Source organism: Flavicella sediminum (assembly GCF_006381105.1).
Lineage (GTDB): Bacteria > Bacteroidota > Bacteroidia > Flavobacteriales > Flavobacteriaceae > Flavicella > Flavicella sediminum.
In genome coordinates, this window is sequence record NZ_VDET01000001.1 from 71,588 (window position 1) to 88,375 (window position 16,788).

At 35.7% G+C, this 16,788-nt stretch carries 9 protein-coding genes; all 9 read left to right on the forward strand.

The genetic code is table 11. The features are described from left to right. Positions 1–3: 3 nt before the first annotated feature. The 9 genes from FGM02_RS00235 (at position 4) to FGM02_RS00275 (ending at position 16,598) form a co-directional block, all read left to right on the forward strand. Positions 4–2,085 carry a galactose-binding domain-containing protein gene (locus tag FGM02_RS00235; protein WP_139955776.1) on the forward strand — a complete coding sequence of 694 codons (2,082 nt, stop codon included), beginning with the start codon at positions 4–6 and terminating at the stop codon, positions 2,083–2,085. A 15-nt stretch (positions 2,086–2,100) separates the two neighbouring features. Further along, entirely contained in the window at positions 2,101–4,053 is a 1,953-nt protein-coding gene (locus FGM02_RS00240) for a hypothetical protein (RefSeq protein WP_139955778.1), read from the forward strand. A gap of 62 nt (positions 4,054–4,115) precedes the next feature. Further along, entirely contained in the window at positions 4,116–6,875 is a 2,760-nt protein-coding gene (locus FGM02_RS00245) for a hypothetical protein (protein ID WP_208021449.1), read from the forward strand. A gap of 79 nt (positions 6,876–6,954) precedes the next feature. Next, positions 6,955–7,908: a prolyl oligopeptidase family serine peptidase gene (locus tag FGM02_RS00250; RefSeq protein ID WP_139955780.1), complete on the forward strand. Its 954-nt coding sequence runs from the start codon at positions 6,955–6,957 to the stop codon at positions 7,906–7,908. An 85-nt stretch (positions 7,909–7,993) separates the two neighbouring features. Further along, positions 7,994–10,492 (forward strand): glycoside hydrolase family 95 protein, encoded by a 2,499-nt coding sequence (locus tag FGM02_RS00255; RefSeq protein ID WP_139955782.1) that lies wholly within the window; start codon positions 7,994–7,996, stop codon positions 10,490–10,492. A gap of 57 nt (positions 10,493–10,549) precedes the next feature. After that, positions 10,550–11,779 carry a putative glycoside hydrolase family 15 protein gene (locus FGM02_RS00260; RefSeq protein ID WP_208021450.1) on the forward strand — a complete coding sequence of 410 codons (1,230 nt, stop codon included), beginning with the start codon at positions 10,550–10,552 and terminating at the stop codon, positions 11,777–11,779. A gap of 72 nt (positions 11,780–11,851) precedes the next feature. After that, positions 11,852–13,504 (forward strand): glycoside hydrolase family 172 protein, encoded by a 1,653-nt coding sequence (locus FGM02_RS00265; protein ID WP_139955784.1) that lies wholly within the window; start codon positions 11,852–11,854, stop codon positions 13,502–13,504. Positions 13,505–13,524: 20 nt separating this feature from the next. Continuing rightward, a complete protein-coding gene (locus FGM02_RS00270; RefSeq protein ID WP_208021451.1) occupies positions 13,525–15,090 on the forward strand; it encodes a sulfatase-like hydrolase/transferase in 1,566 nt (521 codons plus the stop codon). A gap of 56 nt (positions 15,091–15,146) precedes the next feature. Then, a complete protein-coding gene (locus FGM02_RS00275) occupies positions 15,147–16,598 on the forward strand; it encodes a right-handed parallel beta-helix repeat-containing protein (protein ID WP_139955786.1) in 1,452 nt (483 codons plus the stop codon). Positions 16,599–16,788: the final 190 nt, after the last annotated feature.

The window sequence follows — 16,788 nt, forward strand, 5'->3', positions numbered from 1 at the left end:
TTTATGAAAATACATTACTTTCTTTCTAGAATAAGCGTCCTTGTTTTAGTACTCCTGTTTTCAACCAAAACACAAGCGCAAACAACTGTTGTTAGTTCCTTAGAAGATTTGTTGCCTTATTTAGATGATGACAATGCAGATGTTAAATTGACTCCAGGAACTTATAATATCAGCGCCATTGATATTACGCAAGGAAGGTTTTCCAATCCCTTATTTCTTTTTGAAGGATCTAATAGTACCTATGATTTTACAGATGTAACCATTAATATTAGTACAACGGTTTTTCAAAAATTTGGTTCCGTAGAAGTTAAAGAAATTCAAATCCTAGGAAATAATAATGTTCTTAAAAACTTGAAGCTAGTGGATACAGGAAATACGAGACCTAGTAAAACAGCGCAAAACATTACCATGGATGGTCGTGATAATAGAATAGAAGGTTTTCATTTAGCTACCCGTGGATCTTACCCTTACGGATATGGCGATGCTTTTGGAAAAGGCGGTGGATCTGTGATAAAACACTACAAGCATAGTGCAGTTTTAATACGAGGTTTGCGTAACCACTTAAAAAACACGACAGTTATTTCTCGTTCTTATGGACATATTGTTTTTATGCAGGCGGCTAGTTATCCACTTATTGAGGGCTGTTATTTAGAAGGAGAAATGCGTACGACCGATGACATGCTTACAGAAGTAGGTACGGGGACCCCAGCTGATAATGTGGATTTTATGACGGTATGGGGGTATAAACTTCCTGCTGGCTATATGATGAGTATGCAAGAAGGAGGAATACGCGCGTACAATGCAGGAACTACGTATATTGATGGTGTAGAAATTCAACGAGGAACGGACAACCCGAAGGTTTTAAATTGTACCATAAAAAATGCAAGAACAGGCGTGACTTTAGCACATGCTACAGGAACAAAATATGTGGAAGGTTGTACTACGATTGGTTGTGAAAACGGCTATTCTATAGGTAGTGGAACAGTTGTTAATTGTGGAGCAGATGCCACTTATGGACCGGTATATAAAAATGCATATAGCAGCGATAATGGCTATACAGCAGATATAACTATTTTACCTCCAAGTGCAGCTTATTACAACGGTCATGATGCTATTGCCTATGTAGGTGGAAAAAATCACAATTTGACTTTTAGAAGTGAAGAAACAAATATTCCGAGCAATCTTAAAATCATGGTCTCTGGCGATATGCAAAACCTTCGTTTGTTAAACGGAAGTAATGCTTCACAAAACAATCTTACTTCTTCGAATATTACGCTTAAAAACTTAACAAAATTTCCTATTGTTTTACATGGCGATAGTTCAAATATTTCTGTGAGTACCTGTGATACAGATGAAGTGACGGATAACGGAAGTACTAATACAGTCACTTCTTTAAACTGTGATTCTGTTAATTTAGCCTTATTAGGAGAGGCTTCTCAGTCATCATCTCGTCCAAATGATGGTTTTGCTGCAAATGCTATTGATGACAATACAAGTGGGGCTTGGGCAAATAATTCTGTAACACATACCAATACAGAAACCAACCCATGGTGGAAAGTTGAATTACAGGCTGAAAGTAGTATTGGCGATATCAATATTTTCAATAGAACAGATAATTGTTGCAAAGCTAGACTAGGAAATTTTACAGTTTATGTTTTGGATGCCAATGGAAATACAAGCTTTTCTAAAACAATTTCAAATGCGCCAGATCCTTCTGTGTCAATAGATGCAAATGGGGCTTTGGGTAAAACAGTTAAAATTATTCTTAACGGAACAAATCCACTGTCTTTGGCAGAAGTTCAGGTTTTTGAAAAATCCTTATCGGTCGCTAATTATGAAAAAGAATTAAATTTCTATCCAAACCCGGTAACAAGTGAATTGCATATTTCCTTAGCTCAGTTGGGGGTTCATTTAGCTAAAACGAATATTGTATTATTAAATGTTAACGGACAAATTGTAAAAAGAGTAGCTGTTGGCAATTCAGAAAAAATAAGTTTGCAATTAGCGGCTATTAAAAGCGGTGTGTATATTTTGCAGATTAGTGATGGAAGCAAAACAATCAGAAGAAAAATTATAAAAAGTTAAAATACTCGGTGACCAATGAATTTAGAGAAGAAAATACGACTCGCACTCATTTTATTAGTAGGATCTATTGGCCTTTATAGCTTCGAAAAATCAGATACTCCTGAGCCGGAATTGAATATTTCAGCCTATTTAAAACAGGCCGATGGTACGAAAATTTATCCTTCTGCCAAGCAAATAGAAATGTTAAAAGCCGTTCTGCCAAAAGAAGCGTTTCAAGCGGCCCCAAAAATTAACGATCGTGTTTATTGGGGTAAAATTAGCGCATCTGGTTCAGGTAAGTTATACTTGACAAAAGCCTTGTCTTTGCTGCCGAAAAAACCAGAAGTCCCAATTTCTGATGAAATCTACAGAAGAGCAAATAAAGAAGGAAATAGAGGGATTTATAAGCCTAGGTATTATAGAACAATGGAATGTTTAGAACATTTTATTTTGGCAGAATGCATAGAGAATGAAGGACGTTTTTTACCTCAAATACATGTTTTTTCGAAAGCCATACTCAATATGAAATCATGGGTACACCCCAATCATGACGATCGCGATAATGGTGTTCTTGAAGGAAAACGGGTGACAATAGATTTAGGTGCTCGCAGATTTGGGTCGGTTTTGGCTTTGGCAGAAAATCTTTTGGGAAATAAATTAGACGAAAATTTAAGAACGGAAATTACCAAACAATTACAAACTCGAATTATAGATTCTTATTTAACGAGTTGTGAGTTTTTAGATGAAAATAACAAATGGATCAAAAGTACCAGTAACTGGAATTCTGTCTGCACTAGTGGTTCTGTGTTTGTTGCAATTTCTAGTTCAAAAAAAGAAGAAGAACGATTGGCAGCAATAGGAAGCGCGCTAAATAGTATGAAATATTATTTAAGTGGTTTTGGCCAAGATGGTTATTGCTCGGAAGGCGTTGGTTATTGGCGGTATGGTTTCGGACATTATTTATATTTAGCGCAAATATTAAAGGATTATACAAACGGAAAAATAAATTTATTTGAAGCGCACAATCCGGAGAAATTAAAAAATGTCGCGAATTTTCCAGAGAATTTTCACATTCAAAATAATTTGTATGCACCCTTTGCTGATGGAAGTTCTGTGGTGAAAAATAACGAAGGGAATTTTGCTTATGTTTTGGCAGCAAAACAATACGGAGTACGTAAACCCAATGAAAATATTTTAGATCAGGCAGTAGAACAATTAATTGTGTGGAAAAATATTGCAGATTTTAGCACAAGGGCAACTTCAGAATTAAAGCGTGTTGTGACTCCAAGTTATTCGTATTTCGACGCTTTTGGAATGGTCATTTCTCGTGGTCAGCAAAAAACACCTTTTTCTATAGCCATGAAAGCAGGGCATAATAGTGAAAATCATAACCATAGTGATGTGGGGACTTATGTGGTTGTATTGGGGGAAGAAATTATAACAGGAGATATTGGCGCGCCTTCTTACAGAGCAGGGGCCTTTTCTCCAGCTAATAAAGCACGAAGTTCATGGGGGCATCCTGTTCCTAGAATAAATAATATTTTGCAATCCAACGGAAGGCAATTTGAAGGAAAGATTACAAGTGCTCTTTTTGAGGAGGCTAAAGATTTTGTGCAAATGGAGCTAAATTCAGCTTATGTATTGCCTGAACTAAAATCCTTGACTAGAAGCATCGTAAATGAAAAGTCTGACAAAGGGAAAATTACAATAAAAGATAGCTTTGAATCGATAAGTCCTGTTATTTTTGGTACAGCAATTATGACTTTTTCGAAATATGAAATGCTAGATGCGAATTCATTAATGATTACGGGTGAACATCAAAAGTTAAAAGTAGAGATTCAAAGTACAGGTGGTAAAATTGTAATTCACCCTGAGCCTGTTCCTGTAACACATTTAAGAGAAGGAAAAGCAGCGACGAGAATAGGAGTGGACTTTGAAAATCGAATAGAAAAAGGAACGATATCAATAATTTATACCCCCGTTTTGTAGTTGTTTGCTAGTTCTTATAAAAGTTATAAATATAAAACACATTGAATATTGAAAATCAAAAAATGACAAAAGATCTAAAATTCATGAAAATAAAAAATATAGTTTTACTTCTATTCTTAGCAAATTTTCTAGGTACGGGAGTAAGTGCTCAAATTCCATTACCAGAAAATCAAGAGCAAGGTTATCCTCGTTTGAATATAACACAAGCGGGTAAAAAAGATTTAAAGAAAACCATCAAAAAAGAAACTTGGGCTCAGGAAGTTTTGGCCGGAATCCATAAAAAAATTGACGTACATGTAAATCGTCATGTTTCTGATAAAGAATGGATGGTTTCTCGTTTGCAAATGTATTGGAAAACAAAATCCACCAATATATACGTCAACGGAATCAATTATTCCCATGCCGATGGAGAAGCGCCGGTTCCTACAGTTCGTTTTGTAGGGTCTAGAGATTATACAACACCTTATGGAAAGCCAAAGTTAGAAGATGTTCTGCCTTATATGGATGATCCTCGTGGTTTGTATTTGCCCAATAAGAGCAAAGAAGGGAAGCCTTTTGAATGGGTGGCTCCAGCTAAAACAGGAAGAATAATTTATTCAATAAATGAAGAAATTATTGGACTGGCTAGAGATGCTGCATTTTTGTATTGGTTAGAAGGTGAGGAGCGTTTTTCTGAATTTTCTTTCGATATTTTTCATACTTATTTGGAAGGTATGTCTTATCGAAGTGAACCTATCGATTTGCTAAAAGGCCATATTCAAACACTAGTTGGTTTTACCAATTTTCAAGTAATCCATGAAGGTGTGCTGAGAGATATTGCTGAACTGTATGATTTTTTACATCCCTATATTGAAGCAAATCATCCTGAGCATATAGCCATGTACGATCAAACGATTAAGCGATGGACAGACCAAATTATTAAAAATGGTGTGCCACAAAATAACTGGAACCTTCACCAAGCAAAAGTGATTTTAAAAGCTGCCATGGTATTGCAAGATGATAGTAGCTATGAAGATGGAAAAGGTCGAGCCTATTATATCAATTATATTTTAAATATAACATCAGCAAGGCAATGGTCGCTGACCAAATTTATAGACTATGGTTATGATGAAAAAAATGGCGTTTGGGCTGAATGTCCTGGCTATTCACAAGGCGTTACCAAAGATCTTACAAATTTTATAAGAGATTATGACAATACCTTCAACCAAAATATTTTGCCCTATATACCGGTCATGACCAAAGCGGTTAAAATGCTTCCACAGTATTTATTTCCTAACGGACAAAGTGTTGCTTTTGGGGATTCCTATTACGGACCAATCAGTACTGAGTCCATGAGCGATATTATTCGAATAGCACAAAAAAATAAGGATAAAGAATTAGAAGAAGAGTTTACGGGATTGTATCGTTTGTTTAAAAATGACAAAGAAAAATCGGGAAAAACAAGAAAACCTAAAGCCCATTTTTCTTCCTTTTTTGCAAGTAAACCTTTGGTGTTAAATCCGAAGTATAAAGTTGGAGCTATGGATGATTATCGTACGCAAACTTTTTACGCACCTAATGTAAGTTGGCATGTGCAGCGTATGGGAACTGGAAAAAATGGAATGATGGCTTCTTTAAATGCTTCACTTGGAAATCATATGCACGCCAATGGTATCAACTTAGAATTGTATGGAAAAGGTTTTGTGCAAGGAGCCGACCCTGGAAAAGGAGCTGGATACCTTCAGCCTATATATTTAGAATATTATTCTCAATTTCCAGCACATAATACTGTGATGGTGGATGGGGCTTCTTCTTATACAGAAATGCTAAGTTATCATGCGTTTGATGTATTGGGTGAATATCCTAAATCAGAAAAAAAAGAAGGTTTTCATCCGGAAATTACTTTTTCGGATGTGTATTTCTTAGAGCCTGAAACACAAAGTGATCAAAGTCGTTTGGTTAGTATTGTAAAAACGGGGAAAACTACGGGGTATTATATCGATATTTTTCGCTCTAAAAAACAAAAAGGAGGTGATAAATTTCACGATTATTTTTATCACAATTTAGGACAGACAATGGAAATAATGGATGGACAAGGAAATCCTTTAGCATTAGCGTCAAGTGAAGAAATGGCTTTTGCCGGTGGGCATCTGTATGCTTTTGATTATATGTGGGATAAAAAATCCATTCGTACAAATAAAGATTATCAGGCCCAATGGAAAATAGACATGCCTGCAGGAGAAGATGATGTGTTTATGAATTTATGGATGAAGGGAGCAGAAGGGAGAGAAGTTTTTTCTATTAAATCGCCACCAAACAAAGCTTTTAAAGGAAAGCATGGTTTGCCTTATGAAGTAGATAAAAAACCGTATTTGACCTTGGCAGCAAGGCAACATGGTGCTGCATGGGATAAACCTTTTGTGTCGGTTTACGAGCCTTTTACATCTAACGAAGGAAAAAGTATTGAAACTATTTCAAGTTTTGAAGATGAAAACGAAAATACTGAATTTGTCGGTTTGGAAATCACACATAGGTCGGGAAGGAAAGATTTTGTGTTTTCTTCAAAAAATAAAGCGATGGCAAAGTATAGAAATATGACTACAGATGCTTCGTATGCTTTGGTTGCCATTGAAAAAAATAATGATTTCACTTTATTTATGGGAACAGGAAAACAACTAAAAGCAAATGGCTATGTTATTGCTGCCGAAAAGGAAGGGAATATAGTTCTTGAACAAAAATCGGGACAATTGTATTTGCACAACGATGCAGCAATCACCATTAGGTATAAAAACATAGAGAAGAAATTTGAGATTGGAGATTCTCGTGAGATAAGTTTCAAATAATAGAAAATAACCTAACTAATAAAGTTTGTCATTGCAATAGTAAAGATGAACTAGAAGTTTAAAAAATATAAAGAACCGTATGCGAACTATTAAAAAAATATTCTCAGATAGAAAATTGATACTGTTTACGATTGTTCTATTTTTTCAATCCATTGTATTTGGGCAGACACCAAAAGATCAAGCTATTCTTGATGCATTTCCAAACAAAGAACGGGTGGTGTATAAAACAATAGATGGAATAGAATTGGATATGCTTATTTTTTATCCAGATGCTGCCAAAATCAAGAGCACTAATCCTTGGATGTTACATGTACACGGAGGCGGATGGGCTGGAGGAGATAAATACAAGGTTTTTCGAAAATCATTTTTGGGTACTTTAAAGTCGCTTGTTGCTAATGGAGTAGTGTGTGCTACTATAGAATACCGACGTACACGTGGAGGTTCTACAGCTTATGAGGCTGTTGTAGATGCGAAAGATGCAGCCAGGTTTTTAGTGAAAAATTCAGAAAAATATAAGTTAGACAAAGCGCATTATGGTGTTTGGGGAGGCTCAGCAGGTGGACATTTGAGTTTGCTAACCGCTTTAGGAAGCGATTCCGATTTTAAAGGACTTCCAAGCTTGTCAGAAATTGCGTTAGATTTTAAATGTGTCGTTTCTTATTTCCCTGCTACATCATTAGTGAACCCGAATTTAGTGCCTGGATCTCTTTTTGAAAAACAACAATCTTACGATAGAATTTTAGGCGATAGTTTGCAGAATAAACCAAAATTAGCAAGACTGCTAAGTCCGACTGAGCAATTGAAATGTGACAGTCCTCCAATTTTGTTATTGCACGGAGAGAAGGATAAAGTACTACCAATTATCAATTCTACGTACATGCTAGAAGTGGCAAAAGAAAAAAAAGCAGCAGTTGAGCTATTAACTATTTATAATGCTGGGCATAGTTTTAATGGAGCTAATATATCACCTACTATAGAAGAGTTAAATGCCTATGCGACCGACTTTATTCTTGCTCATTTAAAAAAAGAATAAGTTTAATAAAGGTTTGAAGTAGGAGGTATTAGTAGCTTGTATGGACTAATTCTTAAAATAGTTTTAATAAAGAAAAAATAGAAAAATGAAAAGTAAAGTTCACATTTTTGCAATCATGTTTTTAGTGATGTTTGCTGCCAATGCACAGAAAAACGATTTAAAATTGTGGTACAATGCACCCGCAGCCGATTGGAATGAAGCTCTTCCCTTAGGAAATGGTCGTTTAGGAGCTATGGTTTTTGGAAATCCGGATCATGAAAATATTCAATTAAATGAAAATACGCTTTGGGCAGGTGGGCCACATAGAAACGACAATCCTGAGGCACTTGATTCCTTGTCTAAAATCAGAGAATTAATTTTTGATAAAAACTTTGACGCAGCACATCGTATGGCGAACAAGCATTTTGTGTCAAAAAAATCGCACGGAATGCCTTACGAAACCGTTGGGAATTTAAGATTGAATTTTGCTTCACATGAAGGTTTTACCGATTATCATCGAGAGTTAGATATAGAAAAGGCTATCAATACAACGACTTATAAAGTAAATGGCATAGTGTACAAACGAGAAATTTTTTCTTCTTTTTCAGATCAGGTCATTGTTATGAAATTAACCGCAAGCAAAAAAAGAAAAATTAGTTTTACGGCAAGTATCGATAGACCGGCACCAGCAAAGGTTTCTGTTTTTACTGAAAATAAAAATGTTTTGGTCATGACAGGTTTTGGTGGTGATAACAAAAACAAACGATTGCCAAAAGAGACACCGGCTATTAAAGGAGAAGTAGCGTTTGATGCTCGTGTAAAAATAGTTCCGCAGGGAGGAAAGATAACTTCTACCCATAAGGAATTAATTGTGTCAAAGGCAAACAGTGTACTTTTATATATTTCAGTAGCAACCAATTTTGTGAATTATCAGGATGTCAGTGCCAATGCCCATAAAAAAGCATCGGATTATATTGCCAAAGCAGAAAAGAAAAAATACAAGCAGTTAGTGAATGAGCATACGGCATTTTATCAAAATTATTTTAATCGAGTTTCTTTAAATTTAGGGACTTCAAAGGCGGTAACTAAACCAACAGCTATTAGGATCAAAGAATTTAGCAAAGGAAACGATCCTTCTTTGGCTGCTTTGTATTTTCAATTTGGAAGATATTTACTGATTTCATCTTCGCAACCTGGTGGACAAGCAGCAAACTTGCAAGGTTTGTGGTGTAAAGATTTAACACCGCCATGGAAAAGCGCCTATACGGTAAATATCAATACGCAAATGAATTATTGGCCTGCTGAAGTAACTAATCTAGCAGAAATGCATGAGCCTTTAATTCAATTGGTGAAAGATCTTTCGGTGACCGGGAAGGAAACTGCAAAAGTAATGTATGGTGCCAATGGTTGGGTTACGCATCACAATACCGATTTGTGGCGAATTACAGCCCCTGTAGATGGTGCTACTTGGGGAATGTGGCCAACGGGAGGAACTTGGTTGAGTCAGCATTTATGGGAAAAGTTTATGTTTTCTGGAGATGTAAATTATTTAAAATCGGTTTACCCTGCTATGAAAGGGGCAGCCGAGTTTTGTTTGAGTTTTTTAAGCAAAGATCCAAAAAAAGGTTGGCTAGTTATGTCTCCCTCCATTTCTCCAGAGCATGGTCCTAAAGGACGCTCTAAAAGTGTAAATATAGCTGCGGGTACTACTATGGACAATCAATTGGTGTTTGATATATTCACCAAAACAATAAGGGCGGCTAAATTATTAAAGGTAGATGCTGATTTGCTTCAAAAAATGGAAGAAGCAATTTCTAAACTTCCACCAATGCAAATAGGAAAATACAATCAATTGCAAGAATGGATGGAAGATTTAGATGATCCTGAAGATACACATCGTCATGTTTCGCATTTATACGGCTTGTACCCGTCCAACCAAATTTCGCCTTATCGGAATCCGGAATTATTTCAAGGAGCAAAAAATACATTGATTCAAAGAGGAGATCCTTCAACAGGCTGGTCTATGAACTGGAAAATTAATTTATGGGCGCGATTGCTAGATGGGAATCATGCTTACAAATTAATGGGAGATCAAATTAAATTGGTCGGTAGGCCAGATTCGCCAAAAGGAGGTGGAACCTATGCCAATATGCTAGATGCACATCCACCTTTTCAAATTGATGGAAATTTTGGTTTTACATCTGGTCTTACAGAAATGTTGGTTCAGAGTCATGATGGGGCTATACATTTGATTCCTGCTTTACCAGATGTTTGGAAAAATGGTAAAGTAACGGGTTTACGTGCTAGAGGAGGTTTTGAAATTACAAATTTAGTTTGGAAAAATGGAGCGGTTGTCAAAGCCGAAATAAAATCTAAACTTGGAGGAAACCTGAGAGTTCGTTCTTATAATGAATTGGTACCTGCTGATAAAAAAGAAATGAGGAATGCTTCTGGAAAAAATAAAAATCCGTTTTATCAAATACCTCAAATTAAAAAGCCACTAATGGCCAAGTCAGTTTCGTTACAAGGTTTTGAGTTAAAGCCGAGTTATGTGTATGATATTCAAACAAAACCTGGGCAAATAATTGTTTTGACTAACAAGTAGTTTAACTCCAGTATAGCTAAAAAATAAGTACACTTAGAAATAAAAAACAGAATAAAAATGGGAAAGATACAACCAAAAACAAATCTAAAAATGTCTGTAAATAGAATCATTAAAATACTATGTATAGTAAGTGTAATAAGTTTGTGTTCGTGTGGGGCGACTAAATCGGAATTTAAGATAAGCGACAGCACTAGCTTTAAATCAAATACTACATTGCCTAAATTCAGTTGGGATACAACACCTATGTATTACCATTTTGGTGATATTGATCGTGTTTTAAAGCCGGAAGAAGTAAAATTTATATCTGACAGAACAGATTTTATTTGTATTGAAAAATCACATGCATACAACCAACTGGGTGACCAAGTACTAGGAACAAAGCATGAAGTGGAAGCATTTCATAAAATCAAGCCCGGGACTAAAGTTTTGTTTTATTACAATTCCTATTTGGCATGGCCTTATCCTAGTTTTAATAAGAATTTTACCCCAGAAGGCATTGTTGAAAACCCAGAATTAGCCAAGTTCCTATTTGTCAATCCAAAAACCGGCAAATTAAGAACAAAATCGAAGCCCGCATTTTCGTACTATTTTGATGCTTTGAATCCAGATTTCCGAAAATTTTGGGTAGCCTCTGCAGTTGAAGGAATAAAAGTTTCAGGTGCCGATGGTATTTTTATTGACCGCATGAATGTGGGCTTGAATTCAGATTATCCTAACGATCAATTGGTTGAAATAGCAAAAGCCAAAGGGGAAATGATGGCTGAACTGAAAAAACAAATGGGACCGGATAAACTATTGATAGGAAACAACGCGGCTAGAACCAAAGAGGTTTACCCTCATTGCGATGCTTTCTTTTTTGAACATTATAATAGCAGTGTTACCAATAAAGAAAATTTACTCGAAGAATGGAACGATATGCTTAGAATTGCGAAAGATGGAAAAATATCCATTTACCGTTTCGGAGCAAAAGGCAAGGGGAAAACCGATATCACAATTGGAGCAACAGGTGTCAGTGGGATTGAAGAAAAATCAAAAAAACAATTGGAGTTTTACCATGCTTGCTACCTAATTGGTGCACAACCATACTCGTATTTTCAATGGAATTGGGGGTGGAATTTGGCCGATGGAAACTTGGTAGATTATCCGGAGTTGACAAAACCACTAGGAAGTCCAAAGGAAGCCTTTAAAAGAGTAAATCCAGAAGGTTGGGTGTTTACGCGTGAGTTTGAGCATGCCAGTGTTTGGGTAAATACCGAGACAAGAAAAGCGAAAATAACGTGGAAATAATTTTTTTCAGAATGAAATAGAAAAAAATGCAACTCGTAAAGTAAAGGATCAATGGGAAATAAATACAGTCAAATGAAATCAATAAAACTTCTTTTAAATAGTGGGTTTTTAGTGTTTACATTATTCGTAAGTGCTCAAAATAAAAATGAAATTACCATAGAATCTTTACTAAAGGAAATGGTGAATAGAGATGCTGTAGCACGTTTTCCTACAACTAATTTTAGGTTGAAACAAGAAAGTAGTTATAATAGAGTCTCTAAAACACCAGAAGAATCAAAAGCTTGGTATAACAATCATGATTATAACAGCAATGAAAAAGATCATAATTTTATTAGAACCGAAGAAAAAAATGGAGTTAAAGAATGGGTATTGATGGACCATGTTGGACCAGGAGTAGTCGTACGTACTTGGATGCCTTTTTTGAAACCTGATAGACCAGATACAGATATTCAAATTAAAATTTATTTAGATGGAAGTACAGAACCTGTTTTAGAAGGCAATATGTTAGGTTTGTTAGATGGTACAGGATTGATTCCTTTCCCATTAGCACATCAATCTCTAAGATCAGCCGTTTCTTTTTTTCCAATTCCCTATGCCAAAAGCTGTAAAATTACAACAACGGCAATGCCTTTTTTTTATCAATTTACCTATAGGGCTTATGATGCTTATACACCTATAAAAACCTTTACAAAAGAGGGGTTTAACAAAGCGATTTCCTTAACAAAGGAGGTTGGGGAATTATTGTTAGCACCTAAAAACACAGAAAAAGGAGAAGCGCTTGTTTGCAGTGCTACATTAAAACCCAATAAAGAAAAATCAGTTAAACTTCCAAAAGGAAACGCGGCAGTTAGAGAGCTAAGTTTAAAATTAGATGATTATACAAATGCAGAGCTAACCCGTACAGTGGTTTTAAAAATGGAGTTTGATGGAGAACCAACTGTTTGGTGTCCCATTGGAGATTTTTTTGGCAGTGGAATTGGATTGCATCCGTTTGAAGGATGGTATAGAACGGTGAGCGAAGATGGAACCATGACGTGTAGATGGGTAATGCCTTATCAAAAATCAGGTAAAATATCCGTACTAAATTTAAGTGCTACTTCTGTGAATATAAATTTAAAAGCCGTTATAGGAACTTGGAAATGGGATAGCGAGAGTATGTATTTTAATGCGGCTTGGAAAGGGCAATATCCTGTAGCGACAAGACCTTTTTCTGATTGGAATTATATAACACTGAAAGGAAGAGGAGTGTATGTTGGAGACGCTTTAACGGTTATGAATCCCGTAGCAAAATGGTGGGGTGAAGGTGATGAAAGGATTTATGTGGATGGGGAAGATTTTCCGTCAATTTTTGGAACTGGAACGGAAGATTATTATGCCTATTCTTGGGGTGGAAAAAGCACCGATTTTTACGAGCACCCTTTTCATGCGCAGCCAAGAAGCTTTGTGTATAACAAGTTAAATAGAAAAACAACAAAAGAAAAAAGTACGCTAGGTTATAGCACCGAAACAAGAACTAGAGCTTTAGATGGCATGCCATTTAGCAGCTCCTTAAAATTAGATATGGAAATTTGGAGTTGGACCGATTGTGAAATGGGTTATGGTGTGGGGATGTATTGGTATGGCGACAAGCAAACCACATCTAATAGGGTACCCAATAAAAAAGAAGTTATAAATGTGCCGCCACTACCAAAAGAAATTACGGAGCTATTAAAATCGAATAAGTAAAATAACAAACTTTATGTTTTATGATGAATTTTAAAATAAATGCATTTTTGGGTTTGTTTCTTTCCATGTTTTCAATAGTGAGTGGACAAGAAAAATCGAAACAGATAATCGACAAGTCATCTAATGGTTTTGTAAAACCTAATATCATTTTTTTAATGACGGATGATCAGCGTTGGGATAATATGGGCTGTTATGGGAAACCAGAATTTAAAACACCAAATATTGATAAATTGGCCGCAAAAGGAGTGGTGTTTGATAAAGCCTTTTATGCCGTTGCTATTTGTATGCCCAGTCGTGTAACCATGATGACAGGGCGTTATAATTCAAATCATAGAGTAGGTTTTGTAGCTCCTGATGATTATACCTTATCGCAAGCAGATTTTGCTAAAAGCTATCCTTCGATACTTAAAAATGCAGGATACCGAACGGGTTTTATTGGCAAAGTAGGGTTTACAGTCACAAAGGAAGCAACCCGCCCAAGTACGCCCAAAGAGCATTATTACAAAGAACAGTTGGGTAGTGTCTTCGATTATTTTGCTGGAACAGAAACCCATGATAGAAATGGCATGATAACTTGGCCTGAAGAAGATCAAGAATTGCGTGAAATTTTTAATGAAAACAGGGAACTTTCGGGTAGGACTTTAAGAACCGGTAAAGCAATGTTGCATTTTTTAGATACCCAACCAAAAGAACAGCCATTCTGTTTGTCGGTTAGTTTTTATGCCGTAAAACATGACCAGAATAGAGATGTATTTATGCCTCATTTAGCACAATTTAAAGATACGAAAATGTCGGTGCCACAGAATTGGGTAGAAGGTGAAAATCCAAATTTGCCTGATGTAGTAAAGGAAAATGCCAGAGGTGTGTATTTGCATAAACAAAGGTCCTCAAAACCAGAACAACATCAAAGACTTGTACGTCGTTTTGCTACGCAAGGTTATAGTGTTGATGAGCAAGTCGGTTTTTTGGTTGAAAAACTAAAGAAGAAAGGTTTGTTAGAGAATACCATTATTATTTATACAAGTGATAACGGTCGTTTTCAAGGTTCACATGGACTTTTTGATAAATGTCTTTTGTATGATGAAGCTGTGAAAGCACCGCTTATAATTTATGATGGACGTGTGCCAGAATCTAAACGTCAACATCGTGAGGAAGCATTAATTTCTTCTGTTGATATGGCTCCAACTATTGTTTCCATGGCAGGTTTAAAGGTGCCTGAAAGTATGCAAGGCCGAGATATTAGTCATGTGTTGAGTAAAACACAAGACATGTCTCAGTGGCGGGATGCTGTTTTTATGGAAGACTTATTTTTGGTTGACATGTTTAAAAAACGATACGCAGTCAATGTTAATGAAATCAATCAAAAGTTGATTAAAGCTAATAAATCATATCGTAGCAGAGGAGTGCGAACGGGGCGTTGGAAATATATTGTATACTACGAGCATACCCCCAAAATTGAGGAATTGTACGACACAGAGAAGGATCCTTTGGAACAACATAATTTAGTGAATAATTCAGACAATGATGTTGTTTTGAAGAAATTGAGGAAGCAAACTGAAGATTTATATCAAAAGGCGATTCAATAAAAAATAGAACTAAGGCCATTTCAATAAAAAAACAAAACACCTAATAGATTCATAAAATGAAAATCAAATCAATTACAGAGAACTTTAAAAATTCTACTTTATTAGTACTAGGACTTTTTCTTTTAATAGCTATAAAAAGCTATTCTCAAATCACCGTAAATTCTTTGAAAGACTTGCTGCCTTATTTAAAACAAGACAATGTAGAAGTAAAATTAGCTCCGGGAACTTATTCCATAAGCACTGAAGATGTGGCTAAAGGATTGTATTCAGAAGAGTTGAAAATAAAATCAAAAACGCATGTACTACTTCTTTTTAAAGGAAATAATAGTACCTATGATTTTACAGATGTAATTATTAATATAGAAACCAAAGTACATCAAGCTTACGGTAAAAATCAGGTCCATGAACTTCAAATAATAGGGAATCAGAATGTACTGAAAAATTTAACCATGGTAGATTTGGGCTCTGTACACGATGCACCAAAAAGAAGAGCTACAAATATTGTAATGGATGGGGCTCATAATAGAATTGAAGGTTTTCATGTAACCACAAAAGGATCCTATCCTTATGGATATGGGGATGCTTTTGGAAAGGGAGGAAAGACCGTTATTAAGCATCAAAAACACAGTGCCTGTTTAATTCGAGGAGAATCGAATCATCTAAAAAATTCAACTTTTATTCATCGCTCTTATGGACATTGTATTTTTATGCAAGGAGCCAATAAACCTTTAATTGAAGGCTGTGTGGTAGAAGGAGAAGTTCGTTCAACAGACGCCATGTTGGCTGAGAAAGGCACAGGTACTCCTGCAGATAAGGTGAATTTTATGACCGTCTGGGGATATAAGCTTCCAAAAGGGTATATGCTAAGTACGGGTGAAGCAGGAATTCGTGCCTATAATGGAGGGGAAACAATTATTGATGGAAAAACCTATTTTAGAGGGACTTCCAATCCAACTGTTTTAAATTGTACTATAAAATACATGAGAACGGGCGTGACTTTAGCCCATGCTACAGGAAAAACATATATAGAAGGTTGTGTTGCCATTGGTTGTGAAAACGGATTCTCTCTAGGTTCCGGTGACGCTGTAAATTGCAGTGCAGATTGTAGCTATGGCCCCGTTTATGCTTCCACCTATGAAACTGACAAAAACTACCATGCAGATATTACCATTTTACCCGCAAGTCATCCGTATTATAACGGGTCTGGAAATGTTGCTTATATTGGAGGAAGCGGCCATCGAATTACTTTTAAGGGGACTGATGAAGCTGTAAAAGAAGGATTGAAAATAAAAGTAGGTGGAGATAAAAATAATATTCGCCTTTTACATGGAAACCTACCAAATCAAAATGATTTTAAAGGATTTAGTTTTGAATTGAATAATCAAACAAAATATCCTGTGTTTTTATCAAACAAAAGTAAAAATGTACAGGTGAAATCAGAAGGTAAGGTAACTGATTTAGGAAAGAATAATCAGCTAATTCATACCCGTATTTCAACCAAAAAATAAGAATTGGGTGTTGTTTATTTTTAAGTAAAAAACACACTTTGCTCATTGTTTATTGATTTTATAAGCAAAGTCGGCGCTGCGTTCCTTATTTCGGTATATAATTCATATTAATTGGATGATAGTTTATACGAATGTTTCTGTTGTTACAGTAGTTTTATAAAGTAGAAACTCAATAAAAACAGAAATATAA

Excerpts from the sequence above, each read along its gene's own strand:
- FGM02_RS00235 (WP_139955776.1), top strand. The coding sequence starts at position 4 with ATGAAAATACATTACTTTCTTTCTAGAATAAGCGTCCTTGTTTTAGTA.
- FGM02_RS00240 (WP_139955778.1), top strand. The coding sequence starts at position 2,101 with ATGAATTTAGAGAAGAAAATACGACTCGCACTCATTTTATTAGTAGGA.
- FGM02_RS00245 (WP_208021449.1), top strand. The coding sequence starts at position 4,116 with ATGACAAAAGATCTAAAATTCATGAAAATAAAAAATATAGTTTTACTT.
- FGM02_RS00250 (WP_139955780.1), top strand. The coding sequence starts at position 6,955 with ATGCGAACTATTAAAAAAATATTCTCAGATAGAAAATTGATACTGTTT.
- FGM02_RS00255 (WP_139955782.1), top strand. The coding sequence starts at position 7,994 with ATGAAAAGTAAAGTTCACATTTTTGCAATCATGTTTTTAGTGATGTTT.
- FGM02_RS00260 (WP_208021450.1), top strand. The coding sequence starts at position 10,550 with ATGGGAAAGATACAACCAAAAACAAATCTAAAAATGTCTGTAAATAGA.
- FGM02_RS00265 (WP_139955784.1), top strand. The coding sequence starts at position 11,852 with ATGAAATCAATAAAACTTCTTTTAAATAGTGGGTTTTTAGTGTTTACA.
- FGM02_RS00270 (WP_208021451.1), top strand. The coding sequence starts at position 13,525 with ATGATGAATTTTAAAATAAATGCATTTTTGGGTTTGTTTCTTTCCATG.
- FGM02_RS00275 (WP_139955786.1), top strand. The coding sequence starts at position 15,147 with ATGAAAATCAAATCAATTACAGAGAACTTTAAAAATTCTACTTTATTA.